Origin of the sequence: Rhizobium sp. 268 (assembly GCF_036571585.1) — a bacterium.
In the GTDB taxonomy this organism is placed as follows: Bacteria; Pseudomonadota; Alphaproteobacteria; order Rhizobiales; family Rhizobiaceae; genus Rhizobium; species Rhizobium redzepovicii.
This window is the reverse complement of record NZ_JAPPSO010000005.1, coordinates 88,769-104,891: the sequence shown is the minus strand read 5'-3', so window position 1 is coordinate 104,891 and position 16,123 is coordinate 88,769. Positions and strand designations below refer to the sequence as shown.

Genomic DNA, 16,123 nt, shown 5'->3' with positions numbered 1-16,123 from the left:
CTTCCATGAACAGCAAGCTCATTATCCGTGTTCTCTTGTGCTCGACATTTCTCGTCGGCTCGGGCGCAATCATGCAAAGTTGCGTCTTCGACCCAGGCGCCAAGACATTGTTCGCCAGTGAAGAACCTGCCAGAAGCGCCACGCCGACCAGGAAAACCACGCCCACTGTCAAGAGAGTGCCCGTAAGTACCAATCAACCAGCTTTCGCACGCTCTGAGAACAGCTCCAGTGGGAACTCCAGCTCTGGCGGCGGCATGGGCGGTTCTTCCGGCTCCTCCAGCAGTTCAAGCAGCTCTTCCAGCTCGAGCAGTTCATCGAGTTCTTCAGGTACCTCGTGGTCCGATCGTCGCCTGAAGACCGATATTCGTCGGCTGGGCACCTCTGCTCACGGCATACCAATCTATGCGTTCCGGTACATCTGGGGCGGGCCGATGTTCATCGGCACGATGGCGCAGGATCTGCTGGCGATCAGACCCGATGCGGTCATCGCTACCGGACTGGGCTACTACATGGTCGACTACGACAAGCTCGACATTGCGATGATCTCGGTGTCGGACGATCTCTCACGGTTGGCAGCTGAGGCAGCGTTGGCGCAGGCAGTGAAGGCGGCGCGCAAACGCTCTCCGGTCTCCGTACAGCCGGCAATGTGAACGCGAAAGCCGAGCGCGTGCCGATATCTCAGGACAGGGATACCCTTGCCGGGAGCCCCTTGGTTACGCAGACAGTGACGCTTGCCGGCGTTCTCGTCGGCATCGCGCTCGCAACCTATCTGCAACTCGAGCCCGGCAAGGCGATGGCGCTTGCGGTCCTCTGTCTTCTCCTGGCGTGGATCGTTGTCTGCGGCACACCCGCCGCTTATCGAGCTTGGGCCTCGCGAGAGAGGCGGCATGAGGCTCCCGCCGCTTCCTGGCGGCGCATCGGGACCAAGCTTGTCGGCCTCGCCGCGCTTTTGGGTGCGGTCGTCATCGCCTGCTCGGTCTTTCCGTTTTTCACGCAGTCGTCGGCGGTCCAATGGTTCATCGGGTCTGGCCACACGACCATCCCCATTTCCATCGTCCTTGCCGGCGCCACCATTCTCTACGTCGCGGTCACCGATCTCGTCGCCGAGGAGCCCGACGATTATCTCAATCAGGTCGGACGTGCGGTGCTGATGCAGGATTTTCGCGAAGAAGACGTGCTATTCGCATTGCGCCTGCTGACGATTAAATGCTTCTTCCTCGTGCTGATGTTTTCAAGCGGCATAGCGGCGCTTTCCGATCTTGCCGAAAGGCCGGCCTGGCTGTTTCCTCCATTTTCAGCGGCCTGGTTCGAAGGCTTGCTGCGGCTTGTCTTCCTTCTCGACGTCATCCTGGCGGCCGGCGGCTATATCGCCACCTTCAAACTGTTCGGATGGCATGTCAGGGCGACGGAGACGACGGCGCTCGGCTGGCTCGTCTGCCTCATCTGCTACGAGCCGTTCTTCCCGGCGATTTCCAGCGCCTTCGTGCCCTATGGCGCCGGGCCGGGTTGGGAGAGCGTTATCCAGGAGGGATCGGTGGTCTACTTCGTCTGGAGCGTTGCGACGCTGTCCTGCGCGATAATCTACGTCTGGGCGACCATTGCCTTCGGGCCGCGCTTTTCCAACCTGACCCATCGCGGCATCATCACGTCAGGCCCCTACCGCTTCGTCAAACATCCGGCCTACCTCTCGAAGAACATCTCCTGGTGGCTGTTTGCAGCCCCGAGCTTCGTCGCCAGCGGTCTTGCCGAAGGATTGGCACGAGCTGGCATGCTGGCGATCGTCAGTCTGATCTATCTGCTGCGCGCCCGCGCCGAAGAGCGCATGCTGAGCCGAGATCCCGTCTATCGGCAATATGCGGAGACTGTCGCCGCGCATGGACTTCTGGCGATGGCGAAGCGGCGGCTGGCGCCGACCGTGCCGCGCGTCTGAAAAGCGCAAGGCACGCCCGCGACACTCCCGCCGTTCACCCGTCCAGCCCCTTGAAGCGCACCGGCTGGTAGCCGCGCATCAAGAGGCTGCCGAGCGAATAGGTGTTGCGGCAGACGCGGCCCTTGCAGGCGTTGGGCGAGGCCTCCATCACCTCGACCTTGCGGTCGTCGGTGAAGCGCATGAACAACAGCACATGCGAGCCGGGCTTGTTCAGCGCGTCGCCCGGCCGCATCGACCAGGGGTCGGAGACGCGTTTGGTGATGCCCGGGATGGCGCGCGTCGAGACATGCATCTTCAGGCCCCAGGCGTCGCTGACGAAACCGGAACAGTCGACGCCGAGAATATTGGTTTGCGGCGCACTCTTGGTGCAGACATTGCCGGCGGTCTGGCCCTTTTCGACGCCGTCCATGAAATCCTCGAGCCGGGTCTTGCAGCCCCAGCAATAGGGAACGCCCTTCACCGTTTGGCCGCGCTTGCCGATCAGGTAGATCGGCCGGCGCAGCCGGTTCATGTTGATGCAGCCGGGCCCTGGGTCCTTGCCGTAGGCTGATGACGTCACCAGCCAGTTCAGTGTCTCGAAGCCGATCGCCCGCTCGATGACGTCGCTGCGCGACTTCGGCACGATCGCCAGTTTCGGCGCCTTGCCCGGCTTGCCGGCATTGAGCGGTTTTGCCGGCCGCGCGACGGCAAGCTTTCGGCCAGGGTCGCGGCCGTCGAGCCGCAGCACCTGCGCCCGGCTTTCCTGCGATTTGAGATAGAGCACGTCGCCGCGCGGACCGATCGCCACGAAACGCCGGGAAAAGACCGTGCCGGGGTCGATCGGCAGGTCGTAGACCCGGTCGATCGCCCCGTTGGGCGTAAAGCGCACCACCAGCATGCCGGTGCGCTCTGGCTGATCGGCAGGAACGAGTTCGACCAGCGCATAGGGCCTGCCCGTCGTGTCAATGTCGAGAAGTTCGACGGTGCCGATGCGGCCCTCGGCAGTCAGCGGCAGCGACAGGAAATTCTCCTCCGAGCTGCTGCGCCGCAGCAGGATCTCCGCCTTGTCGTTTGCAGCCGAGACTTCGGCGACAATATCGCCGAGCCCACGGCTCGGCACATATTGAATGACCGGCGGGCGGGGCGCCGGCCGGCTGGTGCTGCGCCCGATCTCATCGACGATGCTGTTCAGCGGCCCCGGCGGCACCGAGCCCATCGAGGCAAAGACCGAGCGGGTGTAATCGTCGGCATCGCCGCCATCGACGGCGCGCAGCGTCTGCGACCTTCCATCGGCCTCGGTGGAGCGTTCGAGGGGCACGACACCGTCCGACCAGAGGTAGAGTTCGTTGTGGACGACGGCCAGATCTTCCGGGCTGGCATTTTCCGGCAGCGGCAGAATTTCGGGCTCGGCCTGCGAGCGCTCGGCGTCGATGGCGAGCACGCGGCCATTGTTCTGGTCGAGAATATAGATGGTGCCGTCGTCGCCGACGGTGATCGCCGCAGGTCCCGATGCCTCGACTTCCTCACTGGCGGAAATAATGCCAACCGAGCGGCCGCCATCGCCGCTGCGAAGCTCTATAATCGTCGTGTCTTCGGCAAAAACCGGCGAGGCGACCGCAAGTGCCGCGGCAATCAGAATATGCGACCCAAAACTACGCATGTCCTCGACCCCCGAACAGGACGATGTCAGGCCGGCTCGGCCTTCTCTGACCGTCAAGTCTTCGAAATGGTAAGATGGATGCGCCTTGTCAGCAAGCCGTTGCTTTCCAAACGATTTGGAGATTGGCGCCGGCGATAGTACAAGAACATCGTCTCGAAGATTTGCTGGCGGGAAATGCTTATGCTGGAATGGAACGGTGACGAACTGGCGCTCGATATCAGCCTGCTGGAGCAGGTGCGCGCCGCAAGGATAGGCTTCTCCGATCGCGTCTGCGCCGCCTCGCAAAGCACCGATGACAAGCATCTGGCCCAACTGCGCTCCGAGCCGACCTATCTGATGGCCGAATTTCTCTACTCGATGAAGGTCTTCGGCATCAACACGGCCGAGGATATCGAGCGCTTCGCCGATCTGCACAATGATTACGTGGTTTCGCTGACCCGCGATCCGGCCAAGCTGCAGCGCCTGGGGCTGTCGCAGGATCGCGCGCTCGCCTCGATGTTCACCGCCGACACCAAGCCGCGGCTGATCCAGAACTGGGCGGAGAAATCAGGCGCCATCGACCAGTCCAATCTCGCCCGGTTCCTGGTGGCGGTGATGTCGAGCGAGACCTGCCGCAAGACGCTGATCGATTTCGAGACCGCCGGCTTCATGCAGCGCAAGCGCTCGCCCTATGGCACCATGGTCGTCTGGTCGACGGGAACGATCGAGGAGATCTTCGGCGAAATGCTGCGGGATCTGCGCCTCAGCCTGCAGCAATTGAAGATCCTCTGACCCGGCGCCAAAGCAACGGATTGAAGCATTCGGTTGGCGCAAAAGGAGCCCGCAGGATCGACCGGCGCCTCGGTCAATTAACGCGCCCCTTCGATTGTCGAAGATAGTGCAAAACCAGGAAAAACCAGGAAAAACCAGGAAACCTGTAGCCCGACAGCACGCTATGATACGGCGTCTCGAAAATTGTTTGGCCAACTACAGCATAGTTGACGATGTGATGTACACGAAGATCTCGGGTCAAGCCGGCACCCCGAGAGGGTTTCTGGCAACCGGTGTCGAGCTATCGAGTGAGACCTTCGCAGGCTTCCTCGGCGCCGTTATGCGGTTTTCGAAGACCGTTCCGCGCGGCTGGATGTCGTCGGCGGCCTGCGTGTCTGGTCCGTGGAAAGCGAGCTTTCCTTCCACGGCGGCATTCTGGACGGGCGCTCCAGAACGGATAACGCAACCTGGGTGGACGGCTTGGTCGGCTTCAAAGGCACTTACGCCATTACCCCGGAGGTCTACCTGACCGGCTGGGGACTCGTCGGCGCCGGCGGCGCTGACCTCGATTGGGACTTTGCCGCTGCGATCGGCTACCGGTTCGCCGACAACGTCTCGGCCGTTGCCGGGTACCGCGCGCTCGGAGTGGATTACAGCAACGACGACTTTGTCTTCGACGTCGTCCAGCAGGGCCCGATGTTGGGCCTGGTGATCCACTCCTAATGCATGTCGCCCGGAAGTGTGCAGCGGTTCCGGGATAACGACATGCATCAAAACAAAGAGCTAAAGCGCGGCAGGTTTCCGGCCGATCCTTGCGCCGCGCCATCTCTCATATCCAGAGACCGGCGATCCTGGGAACGAGCCACAACATTGACGCCGTGCCGATCGCGTAGGCGCCGAGCCGGCGGGTCGGCGCCAGCGGCAAGGCGACCAGAGCGGCTCCGATCCTGAACAGGACCAGGATCGCCGCAACGAAGATGAGCTGCCCCGCCTCAACGCCCAGGTTGAACGTCAAGAGGCTCAGCGGCACGTCCGATTGCGGCAGGCCGGTTTCCTTCAATGCACCGGCGAAGCCGAAGCCGTGCAGCAGTCCGAACGCGAAGGCCACGAGCCAGGGATAGCTCTCGGACAGCCGCCTCTCGCCCGGTTCCGTCTTGACCAGTTCGCGCGCCACAAACGCAATGCTGAGCGCGATCGTGGCTTCCACCGGCCTTTGGGGCAGGCTGAAATATCCAAGCGACGCTCCAGCCAGTGTGATGCTGTGGGCGATCGTAAACGCCGTGATGGTCTTGAGCAGCATCCAGCGGTTTCGGATGAGCAGGATGAGCGCAAGCACGAAGAGCAGGTGATCGAGGCCGGAGAGAATGTGGTCGACGCCGAACAGGAAGTAGGTTCGCGCCACTTCGATGCTCGTCTGCGTGCCGGCCGCCACGAAGCGCGGCCGATCGGGCAGGAGGCGCGCAAGCTCGGTATCTCCACTGGCATATTCAATGCGCACCAGCGCTTCGGTCAGCGTCGACTTGAGGCCGTCGATGCTGATCTCGCCGCCTTTCAGGCCACCCGCGCACACGACGTTCCAGCGCTCGAAATAGGCGCCCTGCTCGATCGACCGAACCGGCTCGGAATTCTCCGCGCAGGCGGCCGGCAGCCGCGCATGAAGCCCGAGGCGCATCTCGCCTTGCGCCGGCACCTTCCAGACGACGGCGAACGTGTCGGTGGCGGTTTCGCGCATGTCGAGATAGGCCGGGCGGACCTCGTGCGCCCGGGCTGCCGCAGCAAGCAGCACAGCAAGCAGGAATGCGAATATTCTGCCGATCGGCTTCACCGGCCGGTCTCCTTGCCGACGAGGCTCTCGATCGTCACCGTATAACCCTTGAGAAGCTTCGCAAATTGCTGGTCTTCGAGTTCGCTGCGCCTGGCGTTCGTCCACTCCCGCGCGACGGCGTTACGCACTTCGCCGAGCGAGGGCGTACGGTCAGGCACACGCTCCGTCACCCGCACGAGGTGCAGTCCGAAACCGGACGCGACCGGCCCGATCCATTGATCGACGGGTGCCTGGTCGAGCGCCTTGGCGAAATCGGCCCCAAAGGTCTGCGTGATCGAAGCGCTGTCGGAGAGCGCAGCCTCGGGCGGCAGCAGCGTGGCGTCGCCGAGCAGCGAGCGGTTCGCCTCCGGATCGGACAGCAGAATCTGGAGGATGGAGCCGGCCTCCTCTTTGGCCCGGCCGCCGTGCCGCTGCGGGCTCAGGAACACCTGCTCGAAGGCCAGCATGCCCTTGATCCTGAACGCGTCGGCGTTGCTGGTGAGATAGGCTTCGAGTTCCGCGTCGGTCGGCTCCAGCGCCTCGGCGTCCGCCGTGTTCAGGAACTCCATCTTCTGGCGAAGGCGCCGCCTGACCACCGCATCGTCCCTGTCGAGCCCGAGGGCGAGCGCCTGACGGACGAGGACTTCCTCCTTCACATAATCGTCGATCAGCCCCTTGAGCTCCGCCGCGCTCGGCGGACGCTGCCAGGTCTTGGTGAATAAGGTCGCCATCTGCTCGATCTTCGGCGCGGTAACGGCGATGCGTTCCTGCCTTTCGCCGGCGCCGACCAGCGCGTAGCCGGCGAAGATCGCGAGCGCGAGCGCCAGAAAATGCACGAGGGGTTCTTTGAGAACGCGCTTCAGCACCGGTTTCTCGTCGTGTCAGGGCGTATACCAGATCGGCGAGGTATAGGCGCGTTCGGTCACGGTCATCGATGTGCCCTCCAGCGGCTTGTTGCCAAACCGCTTGGCGTCATAAGCAGTCCATCGCGGCGTCGGGATCTCGATAACGCGCCCGTAATAGAAGGCCTTCAGCGTCGGATCGAAGTCCGGGTCCGTCCAGACGGCGATCAGTTCAGGAGCGCCGATCGTATTGGTCCAGGTGGCGTTCCCGATGTCGACCGTGCTGCCGACCGACGGCAGTTTTCCATCGGCGCCGGGCTTGCGGTCGCCGGCCCAGGCGACATCGTAAATCTGTTCATGGGTGTCGCCTTTGTCGTCCAACCACCCCTTGACGATCTGATAGCGATCGAGATTGGCCCCGATCGGATCCTTCAGCGCCGCGACGAGGAATGTCGGCACCTTGCCGTCAGGCGCCTTGGTCAGGTCGCCGCCCATCGGCACGCCCTTGTCGTAGCCGATCGCGCCGGGATTGCGGGTCTCGGCGTCGGCCGGCGCGAAATCCCAGCCGCCGAAGAAGCGCACCATCATGCGCGATCCCGTTGTGCCATAGGTCTCCTTGCGCTGCATCGCGTCCCAAATGGATTCACGCGTATTCTCCGTCGCCCAGACGGCGGCGTAACCTGACGCGCCGACCTCCCAGTCCATCACCGTGATCCCGGTCTTGTCGTCCTTGACGAAGGTCGCGGTCAGGCGCTCGGGGCTTGGCTCCTGCGGCGTCGTCTTGCCGAAGAAGTTTTCCTCTTCCATGGCCGCGAGGCCGGTATGGGCATCCGAACTGCCGACGAGGCCGAACTTGTAGGGGTTGGTGCCGAGCTGGGCTTCCAGCTTCAGGCCGTTGCGAAGGGCCGAGCGGGTATATTCGAACTCAAGCATGTCAGGCGTCTTTTTCACACTCGCGTCAAGATTGCCGAAATCCCAGATTTCGAAATCGGCGAACTCGTCATTCGGAGACAGCGCCGGATGGGCTTCCCCCGTCCCCTTCGTCTGGGTCGTCTCGTAGAGCCGTTCCCACCTTGCGCGCTCCTCCACATAGTCCTTGTCCACCGGCTTGTTGGTGAAGGATTCGATCAACGGAAACATGCGGCCGTTGGACAGGTTGCCATTATGTGCGATGGCCAGCACGTTGCCGCCGGTCTTGTCCTCATAGGCCTGCATCCACTTCCACAGGTCGCGGGGATTGTCGCTGCCGAGCGGCTTCAGCGTCGTGTAGGGCAGCACCTGCTCGGCCTTGTCGGCATTGTCGCGGAAAATGACATTGCGGTGCAGGTTGTTGCCTGCCGTGTTCGATGTCCACTCATAGCCGATGAAGGCCGTAAAACGGCCCGGATCATTATATTCTTCCGCCGCCTTGATCGTGTCCTGCCAGGCGTTCTTGTAGGGACGCGTTTCCGGCCCGTAGATCATCGACTGCGGCAACGTGCCCTTGCCGAAGGCGAAGATGATCTCCAGCGCAGCCTTGCCGCCTTGCCCGTTCTTGATTTCCTCGTACCAGGTCTTGGCCTGCGGATCGGCGATCACCTCCGCCTTGCCGGCGAAGAGGTCCGTGAACATCCCCATATTGTCCGAGTGGTCGGCGACCACCAGGAAATCGAGCGGACGCGACAGCTTTGCCGGCTGACCGCTCGAGGCCATGACCTCCTCTCCGCGTGCGAAGCGGTAGGCGTCGCGCGGCGTCAACCGTGCGCCGAATGCGCCGGCGTCGAACGAAGCACCCGTGTGCAGGTGCGTATCGCCAAACAGCGGCCGAGTGGGGAAGTTGCGCCCGGCATAGGGCGAGTAGACCGGCTTGCCGGCGAACGCCTTGTCGGCCTTCTCAGGCGTCAGCGTGCCGATATCGCCGCCCTCTGCCGAATAGCCTGCCGGAGCAATGAACGACGCCGCAAGCGAAGCCGCTGCAATAGCCATGAAACGGGACTTCATCATATTTTCCTCCCCCGGAATTATGTAAAAGCCAAACATTTCTACGATTACATGGACTGGCGAGCCCTCTCGTGTCCTTGATACAAATCAAAGCCTGGAACTCGGGCCTGTTGCCGTCGCAACGGCGCCAACCGTGCCCTTTGGTTGCCGGCCTCACCTGCTTCCTTCCAGCTATATTGTTAAGAAGCCGGGGGATAAGCTAGACGACAATTTTGATTAGAAAATTTTACCTGATGACACCGACTAATCCGCGGGAGAATGCTATCCCTGCGAACATCGTTCCGATCCGATGTGCTTGTCTGCGATGACGCCGGCCACAGCCGGCGCCAGCAGAATGTGCGATCTGTCCCGCGGACGCTCCCAAGCCTATTTCACCCCTCCCAACCGATTGGCACTGAGCGCCGTTGCCATCTTTCCGGCCTCTGCCTATTGTCCGCAAGCATGTCGCGCGCGGTAGCGCCCATAAGACGGATGTGACGACGATGACGAAATCCCGGCTCATACCCCTGTCGATCGGCCTGCTGCTGGCGCTGCAGATGCCTCAGCTTGGCCATGCCGGCCCGGCCGAGGATGCGCTGGCGGCGCGCAACCCCGCGCTTGCGGCGCTGCGCCAGCATGACGAAAAGGCCTTTGCCGCAGCCACTGCGATCATCGCAGAACACGAAAGCGCCAAGGGGCTGACACCCGGTCAAGGCAAACTCCCGGACGCGACCTCGCCCGGCCGCGACATGGGCTCGGGCCCCGGGAAGGAATTCACGGTCGATAATCCGGATATTCTCTGGCTCTATAATTCCTCGCCCGAAGGGATGAGCGACCTGATCTCGATTTTGAAATCAGCCGGGCAGAAACCCAAGAACTAAACGCAGGCCCAAAGTCGAAAAGACGAGATCCGGCGGCTGATATTGCCGATCCAGAGTCTTGCGCACGTCTTTTCCGGGACGGTTTCTTCGCGGCTCCAAATAATTTGTAACCCTCCCTCAAGCAAGACAGGCAAAGCCATCCCAATTTCGCCGGTCGGTGCTATTCTCATCTTCAACACAGTGTGAGATTGTTCGAAGAGGAGGTTTTCCCATGTCGCACCGCAAAGCCATCCTAGCCGCAGCCACCTTCCTCTCGTTCTTTGCGGTGGTTCCCGCCGTCGAGGCGCAGAACGAACGCACACTGACCGAGGCGCCGGCACAGACCGGCCCTGTCAGCATCACCTTCGATCGCGCCGAGGCCAAATACGCCATCGGCGAAGTCGTCGGCCTGTTCATCCAGTCGACTGAGAACAGCTATGTCACGGTACTGAACGTCTCGCCGAACGGTTCCGTCATCAAGCTTTTCCCGAACAAATATCAGACCGATGCCCTCGTCGGCCCCGGCAAGCGCGTGCAGGTGCCGGATCCGGCCAGCGGCGCCCGGCTGCAGGTCTCCGGCCCCGTGGGTCAGGAGCAGATCAAGGTCTTCTATTCCTCCAAGCCGCTGACCATCTTCGCCGATCTCGGCGGCAGCGGCAGCGGCATGTTCCGCTCGGTCGACGGCGGCATGGATGCCGTGTCCCGCAGCCTGGAAGAGGCCCGCAGCCTCGGCACCAAGATCAGCAGCAAGACGCTGATGCTGACGACGGTCGACAGTCCGGCGGCGCTGCCGCCCGTGGCCGCCCCGCCCGTCGCAGCCGCCCCCGCAGCAAAACCGGTCGAACAGGCAGCCAAGCCGCCGAAACCGGCAGCCGCTCCGAAGCCGAAACCGGTGATCAAACAGGAAGCCGCCAAGAAGCCGGAAACGGTCGACAAACCGAAGGCAGCGCCAAAGCCGGTCGCGCCGAAGCCTGTGGAGCAGGCCGCACAACAGCCGCCGAAGAAATACAAGATCGTCACCAATCTGGCGCCCAGCCAGGAGCTTGCCGCCGACGAGCTGCAGTTGATCGGCCCCGCCGACACCACCTCGTCCACCCGGCCAACGCAGTATAAGCAGCCAGCCCAGACGTCCCAGACGAAAATGCCGAAGCTGCCGATGCCGCAGCTGAAGATGCCGCAATTCAAACTTCCCGGCGGCTTCAGCATCAAGATGCCGCAGCTCAACCTCGGCCGCTCGGCCGAACCCAGCCAGGCCGGCGAGGATATCGAAGTGGCGAATGCCGATACACCTGCCTGCACCGCCCTTCTCGACAAGCTGAACACCGCCGTCGCCGCCAAGGATATCAATGCCGCCGCCTCCGAGGCCGATGCGATCGCCGTCAGCGCCGAATGCGGCCAGTTCCAGGTCAATGCCCAGCGCCGCGTTGCAGCCCTCAGGCTCGCCGCCGCCCAGGAGATGATGGCCGCCAACCAGCCGGTCGCCGATTACGAGCCGCTGCTGGTCGCCGCCGACAGTCCGCAGGTGCTCTGGCAGGCCTCCGCCACGCTCGGCGAGATCTATTTCTCCGCCCGCCGCTTTGCCGATGCCGCCGCCGATTACCAGCAGGCAATCGAGATCATCAAGAACGAGACCCGCACCCCCAAGGCGCCGCCGGCCGACACTATCTCCGACCTCATCCAGCGTGCCGCCCAGGCCCGCATCCTGGCCGCCAACCCGACGAGCGACAACCCTGAAGGCAGCTTCGTGCCGGCCGAGAAGGATCACCGCAGCGGCGTGCTCGGCGGCATCTATTCCGAAAATGTCCGCGGCATCGTGCCGGTGTCCATTCCCGTGCCGATCACCTTCGACTTCGACAAGTCGAGCTTCACCTCGATCGGCACCGAGGCCGCCGAGGAATTGCTGGAGGCGCTGAAGGAGCAGAAGCCCGGCCGCATCATCCTGATCGGCCACACCGACCGGCGCGGCGGCGACGACTATAATCAGAAGCTCTCCGAACGCCGCGCCCAGGCGGTGGCCGATTTCCTGAAGAGCCACGGCATCGATGCCTCGATCGACGCCGAAGGCCGGGGCGCCTCCGAGCCGGTGGATGTGACGGCAACGGCAAACCTCACCGAAGACGATGTCGACGCGCTGAACCGCCGCGTCGAATGGCGCCGCGAATAGCCGGGGCGAGGGGAGTTTGGCCATGTCCGCATCCGTTTCCATGGCCGCCGCATTCGCCCTCCTCAGTCTGGCGGCGACAGAGACCCTGGCAAAAACCATCGAGGCGCCGGAGCGCGGCGCCGTCCGGGCAGTGCTGATCGGCATAGACCTTTACCGCAACGTTCCGCCGCTGCACGGCGCAGTCGCCGATGCCGAGGACCTTTCCCTTTCCCTGCGTTCGGTCGGCGTCGAGGACATGACGCTGTTGAAAAACGGCGAGGCCGACCGCGAAGGCATCTTCCATGCGATCGAAGCCGTGACGGAACGGGCAGGGACCGGCGATCTTGTCGTTCTCGGCATCGCCGGTCACGGCTCGAGCGAGCCGGAGCGCGTCAAGGGCTCGAAACCGAGCGGCCGCGACGAGGTCTATGTGCTCGCCGGCTTCGATACCCGCCTGCCCGGATCGCGCGAGCGCATCTTCGGCGACGAGTTCAAGGTGCTGATCCACAAACTGGAGGCCAAGGGCGCCGATGTCGTCTTCATCGCCGATACCTGCCATGCCGGCGGCATGACCCGCGATGTCGATCCGCGCGGCGCCGAGATCACTTGGCGCCAGGCGCCGTCCTATACGATCGAGGAGGACGACCTCGCGCCGATCTCGACGACGGCGGACGCGCTCTCCACCGGCTTCGATTTCAAGCGGCTGACCTTCCTCGCCGCCGTTGACGACAACACCAAATCGCCCGAAATCTCCATTCCCGGCATCCCGCAGAAACGCGGCGCGCTGAGTTATGCCACCGCCCGCGCCTTCGAAGGGGCGGCCGACCGCAACGGCGACGGCGCCGTCAGCCGCCGCGAACTCTTCGAATATGTGCGCCAGGCGGTCTATCAGTTCACCGACCAGCGGCAGAATATCTTCACCCAAAGCCCGCCCGGAACCGATCTCGACCGCGCCGTCGTCTATGATTACCAGGGGGCAGGGGCGCAGGCGGCGGCGGAAAAATCGAACGCTCCGCCGCCCGTCGAGCCCGCGCCGATCAGCATTGCCGCCCTTGGGGCCGAAGCGGTGCTGCAGGGCATCGAGCCGGCCGTCACGCCGTTCAAGCTGACGGATGGCGTCCATGCCGAACTGGTCTTCGATCCCGAAAAGCACGAGGCGATTGCCGGCGGCGATGTCGTCGCCTCCGGCATCGGCGCCGGCGACATGCCTTTCGTCGTCGACCGGATGGCCGCGCTCGACACGCTGAAGCGGCTGTCGGAGGTCAATCCGCAGACCGTGCGCGTCACGCCGTCCGACACCGTCCACCGCGAGGGCGAGCGCGTCGGCGTCACGGTCTCCGATCTAGCCGGCCGCAAGCTGATGCTCTTCGACGTCACCGGCGATGGAACCGTGCAGTTCCTCTATCCCGGCGAGAAAGATGCCGAGGCTGAGATGCCTGCGAATTTCGACCTCGATCTGTCGGTCGTCGCCCCCTTCGGCACCGATCTGCTCGTCGCCGTCACCTCCGAAACCCCGATGCCCGAACTCGTCGAATTCCTGAAGCAGAACGACAGGCGCCGCACCGCCGGCAATATCGCCAGGCGGCTCGGCGATGTCCTGCCCGAGGGCGCCCGCGTCGGATTTTCCGTCCTCTATACCTCCGCCGGAGCCAAGCTATGAGCGCGTCGATCAGCAGCATCCTCAACGTTGCGGCCGTCATGCTTCTGCTGGCCTCACCGGTCCTTGCGCAGCAGGATACCGATTTTGCCGGCGAGGATGGCGGCCGCGTCATCGGCGGCCAGGCGGCAAAGAAGGGCCAATGGCCCTGGCAGGTAAAAATTCTGGCGCCCGATCCCGAACAGCGCGGCCGCTTCGGCGGCCACTGCGGCGGCTCGCTGATTGCGCCGCGCTGGATCCTGACCGCCGCCCACTGCGTCACCAGCGGCCGCTCCGGCAAGCAGGATCTCTTCGCCCGCGATCTGCTGATCGTCGAGGGCAAGTCGAAGATCGACAAGGTCATCTCGGTCGACGGGCCGGATAAACCCGGCCTTGCCGTCGAAGACGTCGTCATTCACGAGGATTTCGATCGCAAGGTCTTTGCCAACGATATCGCCCTGATCAAACTTGCCGAACCCGCCGTCTCCAGGCCGGCGGTCCTCGCCTCGGCCTCCGATGACGAGGTGGAGGCGGCCGGCCATAAGGCTGTCGTCACCGGCTGGGGCTACACCAAGGCCGATCACGGCTGGGACGACAAATACCTGCCGACCGAGTTGCAGGAAGTCGAGCTGCCGATCGTCCCGCGCGAGGATTGCCGTGCCGCCTATCGCGACAGCTCGATGCGGATGAACCCGATCGACGAACGCAATGTCTGCGCCGGTTATGCCGAAGGCGGCAAGGATGCCTGCCAGGGCGACAGCGGCGGGCCGTTGGTGGCCCAGCGCCCGGACAAGAGCTGGATCCAGCTCGGCATCGTCAGCTGGGGTGCCGGCTGCGCCGAGGCCGAGCACTACGGCGTCTATACCCGCGTCGCCGCCTTCCGCGACTGGATCGCCGCTAAGACCGATGGCGACGTGCCGAATGTCGAAACGCCGGCCGCCGATCAGGTCGCCTCGACCACCACCGGTCCCGGGAGCAAGCTCAGACAATCCGGCCAGAAACTGGCGAACCTCGCCATCACCACCCCGCCCGCCGGCGATACCGCTCCTGCCGCCACGAGCGAAACGCCCGCCGACAATACCGCGCCGACCACCAAGCCTGCCACCGAAGAACCCGCTGTCCAGCCACCTGTTGCCGAGGCACCCGCTCTCCAGGCACCCGGCATCCAAGGCTCCCCCGGCGACCGCGTGCTGCTGATCGGCATCGACGATTACGAGATGCGCGAGGCAAAACTCACCGGCTCCGCCAGCGACGTCAAGGCGATGCAGCTCTTCCTGGTGAAGACGCTCGCCTACCGCCCGGAACAGATTCACACGCTGACCAATCGCAAGGCCACCCGCGAGGCGATCCTTGCCGAAATCGACGACTGGCTGGTGCGCCAGTCGACGCCTGGAAGCCGGGTCTTCCTCTATTTCAGCGGCCAGGGCTCGGAGGAAATGGGCGCCGAGGAAACAACCAGCCCGACGCTTGTCGCAGCCGACGCCAAGCTGGTGCGCGAGGCCGGCAAGGTGACCGTCACCAACCAGATCCGCGAAACGGAAATCGCCGCACGGCTGAACAGCCTCAAGGACCGCCGCGTCACGCTGTTGATCGACGCCTGCCATGTCGGGCCCGGCAGCCGCAGCGCGGTGGCCGCCCCCTCCGGCTCCGTGCGCTGCCTCGGCCCGGCGCTGGCTGAGCTCGAACCGCCGAACAAATCCGGCAAGGAGGCGAAATTCTCCTTCGGCGGCGAAAACGCCATGGTCTGGTCGGCGGTCAACTCAGGCCAATGGGCGCTCGTCGACCGCGAGGCCAGGCCGCCCGTCGGCGTCTTCACCCGCCGCTTCATCGAAGGTGTGCAGGATGGCGTGGCGCGGGCCGCCGACAAGCCGAATGTCAGCAACGCCGCCCTGCTCGATTATGTAAGGCGCAAATCCGACGAATATTGCCGGACGCATGCGCAGGATTGCCGCTTCACGCCGGTGCCGCAATTTTATGGCCAGCCGGATGCGCTCGGCCGCGATGTCATCACCGGCGAGGAGGCGAAAACCCCGGTCGCCGCCGTCGAGAATACGCTGAAGACGGACAATGAGGCGGGCGTCGCCGTCGACGTGCTGCCCGGCACCTCGGTCGGCATCGGCGACAAGGTGGCGATGCGCGTCTCCACGAAGAAGTCCGGTTACCTGATCCTCGTCGATATCGACGCCTCCGGCAAGCTGACCCAGCTTTACCCGAACAAGCGCTCGATGGGGCTGAAACCGACCGCCAAGAGCGGCGACAACCGGCTCGATCCGGCCCGTCCGGTCGTCGTGCCGGATGCGCGCAATCCCTATACCGGCTTCGAATATGTGGTGGAGGGGCCGGCCGGCGTCGGCATGGTCGTCGCCATTCTCAGCGACAAGCCGATCGAAGTGCTCGACCTGCCGGATGTGCCGACGCCGCTCGTCGGCCAGCGCGCCGCCTTCAACTATGTCTACGATCTCGCCCGAACATTGAGGATCGTCGGCGACGACGAGAGCGGCGCCCAGGGCAAGTGGTCGTTCGATTCCAAATTCTACCGCATCCGCTGAAGAGGAGGGAA

Annotated in this window: 11 protein-coding genes and 1 pseudogene; 8 read left to right on the top strand and 4 right to left on the bottom strand. The window is 63.8% G+C overall.

Features of this window, described 5'->3' with window-relative positions; genetic code table 11:
• Positions 1-5: 5 nt before the first annotated feature.
• A complete protein-coding gene (locus OS035_RS11430) occupies positions 6-650 on the top strand; it encodes a tail fiber domain-containing protein (protein WP_331813694.1) in 645 nt (214 codons plus the stop codon).
• Positions 651-667: 17 nt separating this feature from the next.
• Entirely contained in the window at positions 668-1,930 is a 1,263-nt protein-coding gene (locus OS035_RS11425; protein ID WP_331813693.1) for a methyltransferase family protein, read from the top strand.
• Between the two features lie 34 nt (positions 1,931-1,964).
• Here OS035_RS11425 and OS035_RS11420 read toward each other — a convergent pair whose 3' ends face one another.
• Positions 1,965-3,569 (bottom strand): hypothetical protein, encoded by a 1,605-nt coding sequence (locus tag OS035_RS11420; protein WP_331813692.1) that lies wholly within the window; start codon positions 3,567-3,569, stop codon positions 1,965-1,967.
• 180 nt (positions 3,570-3,749) lie between these two features.
• Between OS035_RS11420 and OS035_RS11415 the strand changes: the two genes are divergently transcribed.
• Together OS035_RS11415 and OS035_RS11410 are read left to right on the top strand one after the other, a co-directional pair.
• Complete coding sequence (locus OS035_RS11415; protein WP_054183992.1) at positions 3,750-4,340, top strand: hypothetical protein; 591 nt, start codon at positions 3,750-3,752, stop codon at positions 4,338-4,340.
• 196 nt (positions 4,341-4,536) lie between these two features.
• Positions 4,537-5,042, top strand: a pseudogene (locus tag OS035_RS11410) (hypothetical protein); the annotation flags it as partial.
• A 106-nt stretch (positions 5,043-5,148) separates the two neighbouring features.
• Here the strand turns inward: OS035_RS11410 and OS035_RS11405 are convergent.
• From OS035_RS11405 to OS035_RS11395, 3 genes are read right to left on the bottom strand one after another with little or no spacing between them, the layout of a single operon-like run.
• Complete coding sequence (locus OS035_RS11405) at positions 5,149-6,144, bottom strand: HupE/UreJ family protein (RefSeq protein ID WP_442967688.1); 996 nt, start codon at positions 6,142-6,144, stop codon at positions 5,149-5,151.
• Positions 6,141-6,989: a peptidyl-prolyl cis-trans isomerase gene (locus tag OS035_RS11400; protein WP_183777827.1), complete on the bottom strand. Its 849-nt coding sequence runs from the start codon at positions 6,987-6,989 to the stop codon at positions 6,141-6,143. Before OS035_RS11400 ends, OS035_RS11405 begins: the two co-directional genes overlap by 4 nt.
• Positions 6,990-7,004: 15 nt before the next feature.
• Positions 7,005-8,930, bottom strand: a complete 1,926-nt coding sequence (locus tag OS035_RS11395; protein ID WP_442967699.1) for a DUF3604 domain-containing protein — start codon at positions 8,928-8,930, stop codon at positions 7,005-7,007.
• 497 nt (positions 8,931-9,427) lie between these two features.
• Here OS035_RS11395 and OS035_RS11390 point away from each other — a divergent pair, with 497 nt between their 5' ends.
• The 4 genes from OS035_RS11390 to OS035_RS11375 all read left to right on the top strand — a co-directional run bounded on the left by OS035_RS11390 (position 9,428) and on the right by OS035_RS11375 (position 16,112).
• Positions 9,428-9,805, top strand: coding sequence for a hypothetical protein (locus OS035_RS11390; protein ID WP_097625702.1), 378 nt, complete (start codon positions 9,428-9,430; stop codon positions 9,803-9,805).
• A gap of 211 nt (positions 9,806-10,016) precedes the next feature.
• The gene (locus OS035_RS11385; protein WP_183777825.1) at positions 10,017-11,948 is read left to right on the top strand and encodes a DUF4384 domain-containing protein; all 1,932 of its coding nucleotides are present in this window, start codon (positions 10,017-10,019) and stop codon (positions 11,946-11,948) included.
• A 22-nt stretch (positions 11,949-11,970) separates the two neighbouring features.
• Entirely contained in the window at positions 11,971-13,587 is a 1,617-nt protein-coding gene (locus OS035_RS11380; RefSeq protein WP_183777824.1) for a caspase family protein, read from the top strand.
• A complete protein-coding gene (locus OS035_RS11375; RefSeq protein WP_183777823.1) occupies positions 13,584-16,112 on the top strand; it encodes a trypsin-like serine protease in 2,529 nt (842 codons plus the stop codon). The genes OS035_RS11380 and OS035_RS11375 overlap by 4 nt, the downstream gene beginning before the upstream one ends.
• The last annotated feature ends 11 nt before the right edge of the window (positions 16,113-16,123 follow it).

Bases quoted from the DNA above. Each gene is read 5' to 3' on its own strand.
- OS035_RS11430 (WP_331813694.1), top strand. From the start codon at position 6: ATGAACAGCAAGCTCATTATCCGTGTTCTCTTGTGCTCGACATTTCTC.
- OS035_RS11385 (WP_183777825.1), top strand. From the start codon at position 10,017: ATGTCGCACCGCAAAGCCATCCTAGCCGCAGCCACCTTCCTCTCGTTC.
- OS035_RS11420 (WP_331813692.1), bottom strand. From the start codon at position 3,569: ATGCGTAGTTTTGGGTCGCATATTCTGATTGCCGCGGCACTTGCGGTC.
- OS035_RS11390 (WP_097625702.1), top strand. From the start codon at position 9,428: ATGACGAAATCCCGGCTCATACCCCTGTCGATCGGCCTGCTGCTGGCG.
- OS035_RS11395 (WP_442967699.1), bottom strand. From the start codon at position 8,930: ATGGCTATTGCAGCGGCTTCGCTTGCGGCGTCGTTCATTGCTCCGGCA.
- OS035_RS11380 (WP_183777824.1), top strand. From the start codon at position 11,971: ATGTCCGCATCCGTTTCCATGGCCGCCGCATTCGCCCTCCTCAGTCTG.
- OS035_RS11415 (WP_054183992.1), top strand. From the start codon at position 3,750: ATGCTGGAATGGAACGGTGACGAACTGGCGCTCGATATCAGCCTGCTG.
- OS035_RS11375 (WP_183777823.1), top strand. From the start codon at position 13,584: ATGAGCGCGTCGATCAGCAGCATCCTCAACGTTGCGGCCGTCATGCTT.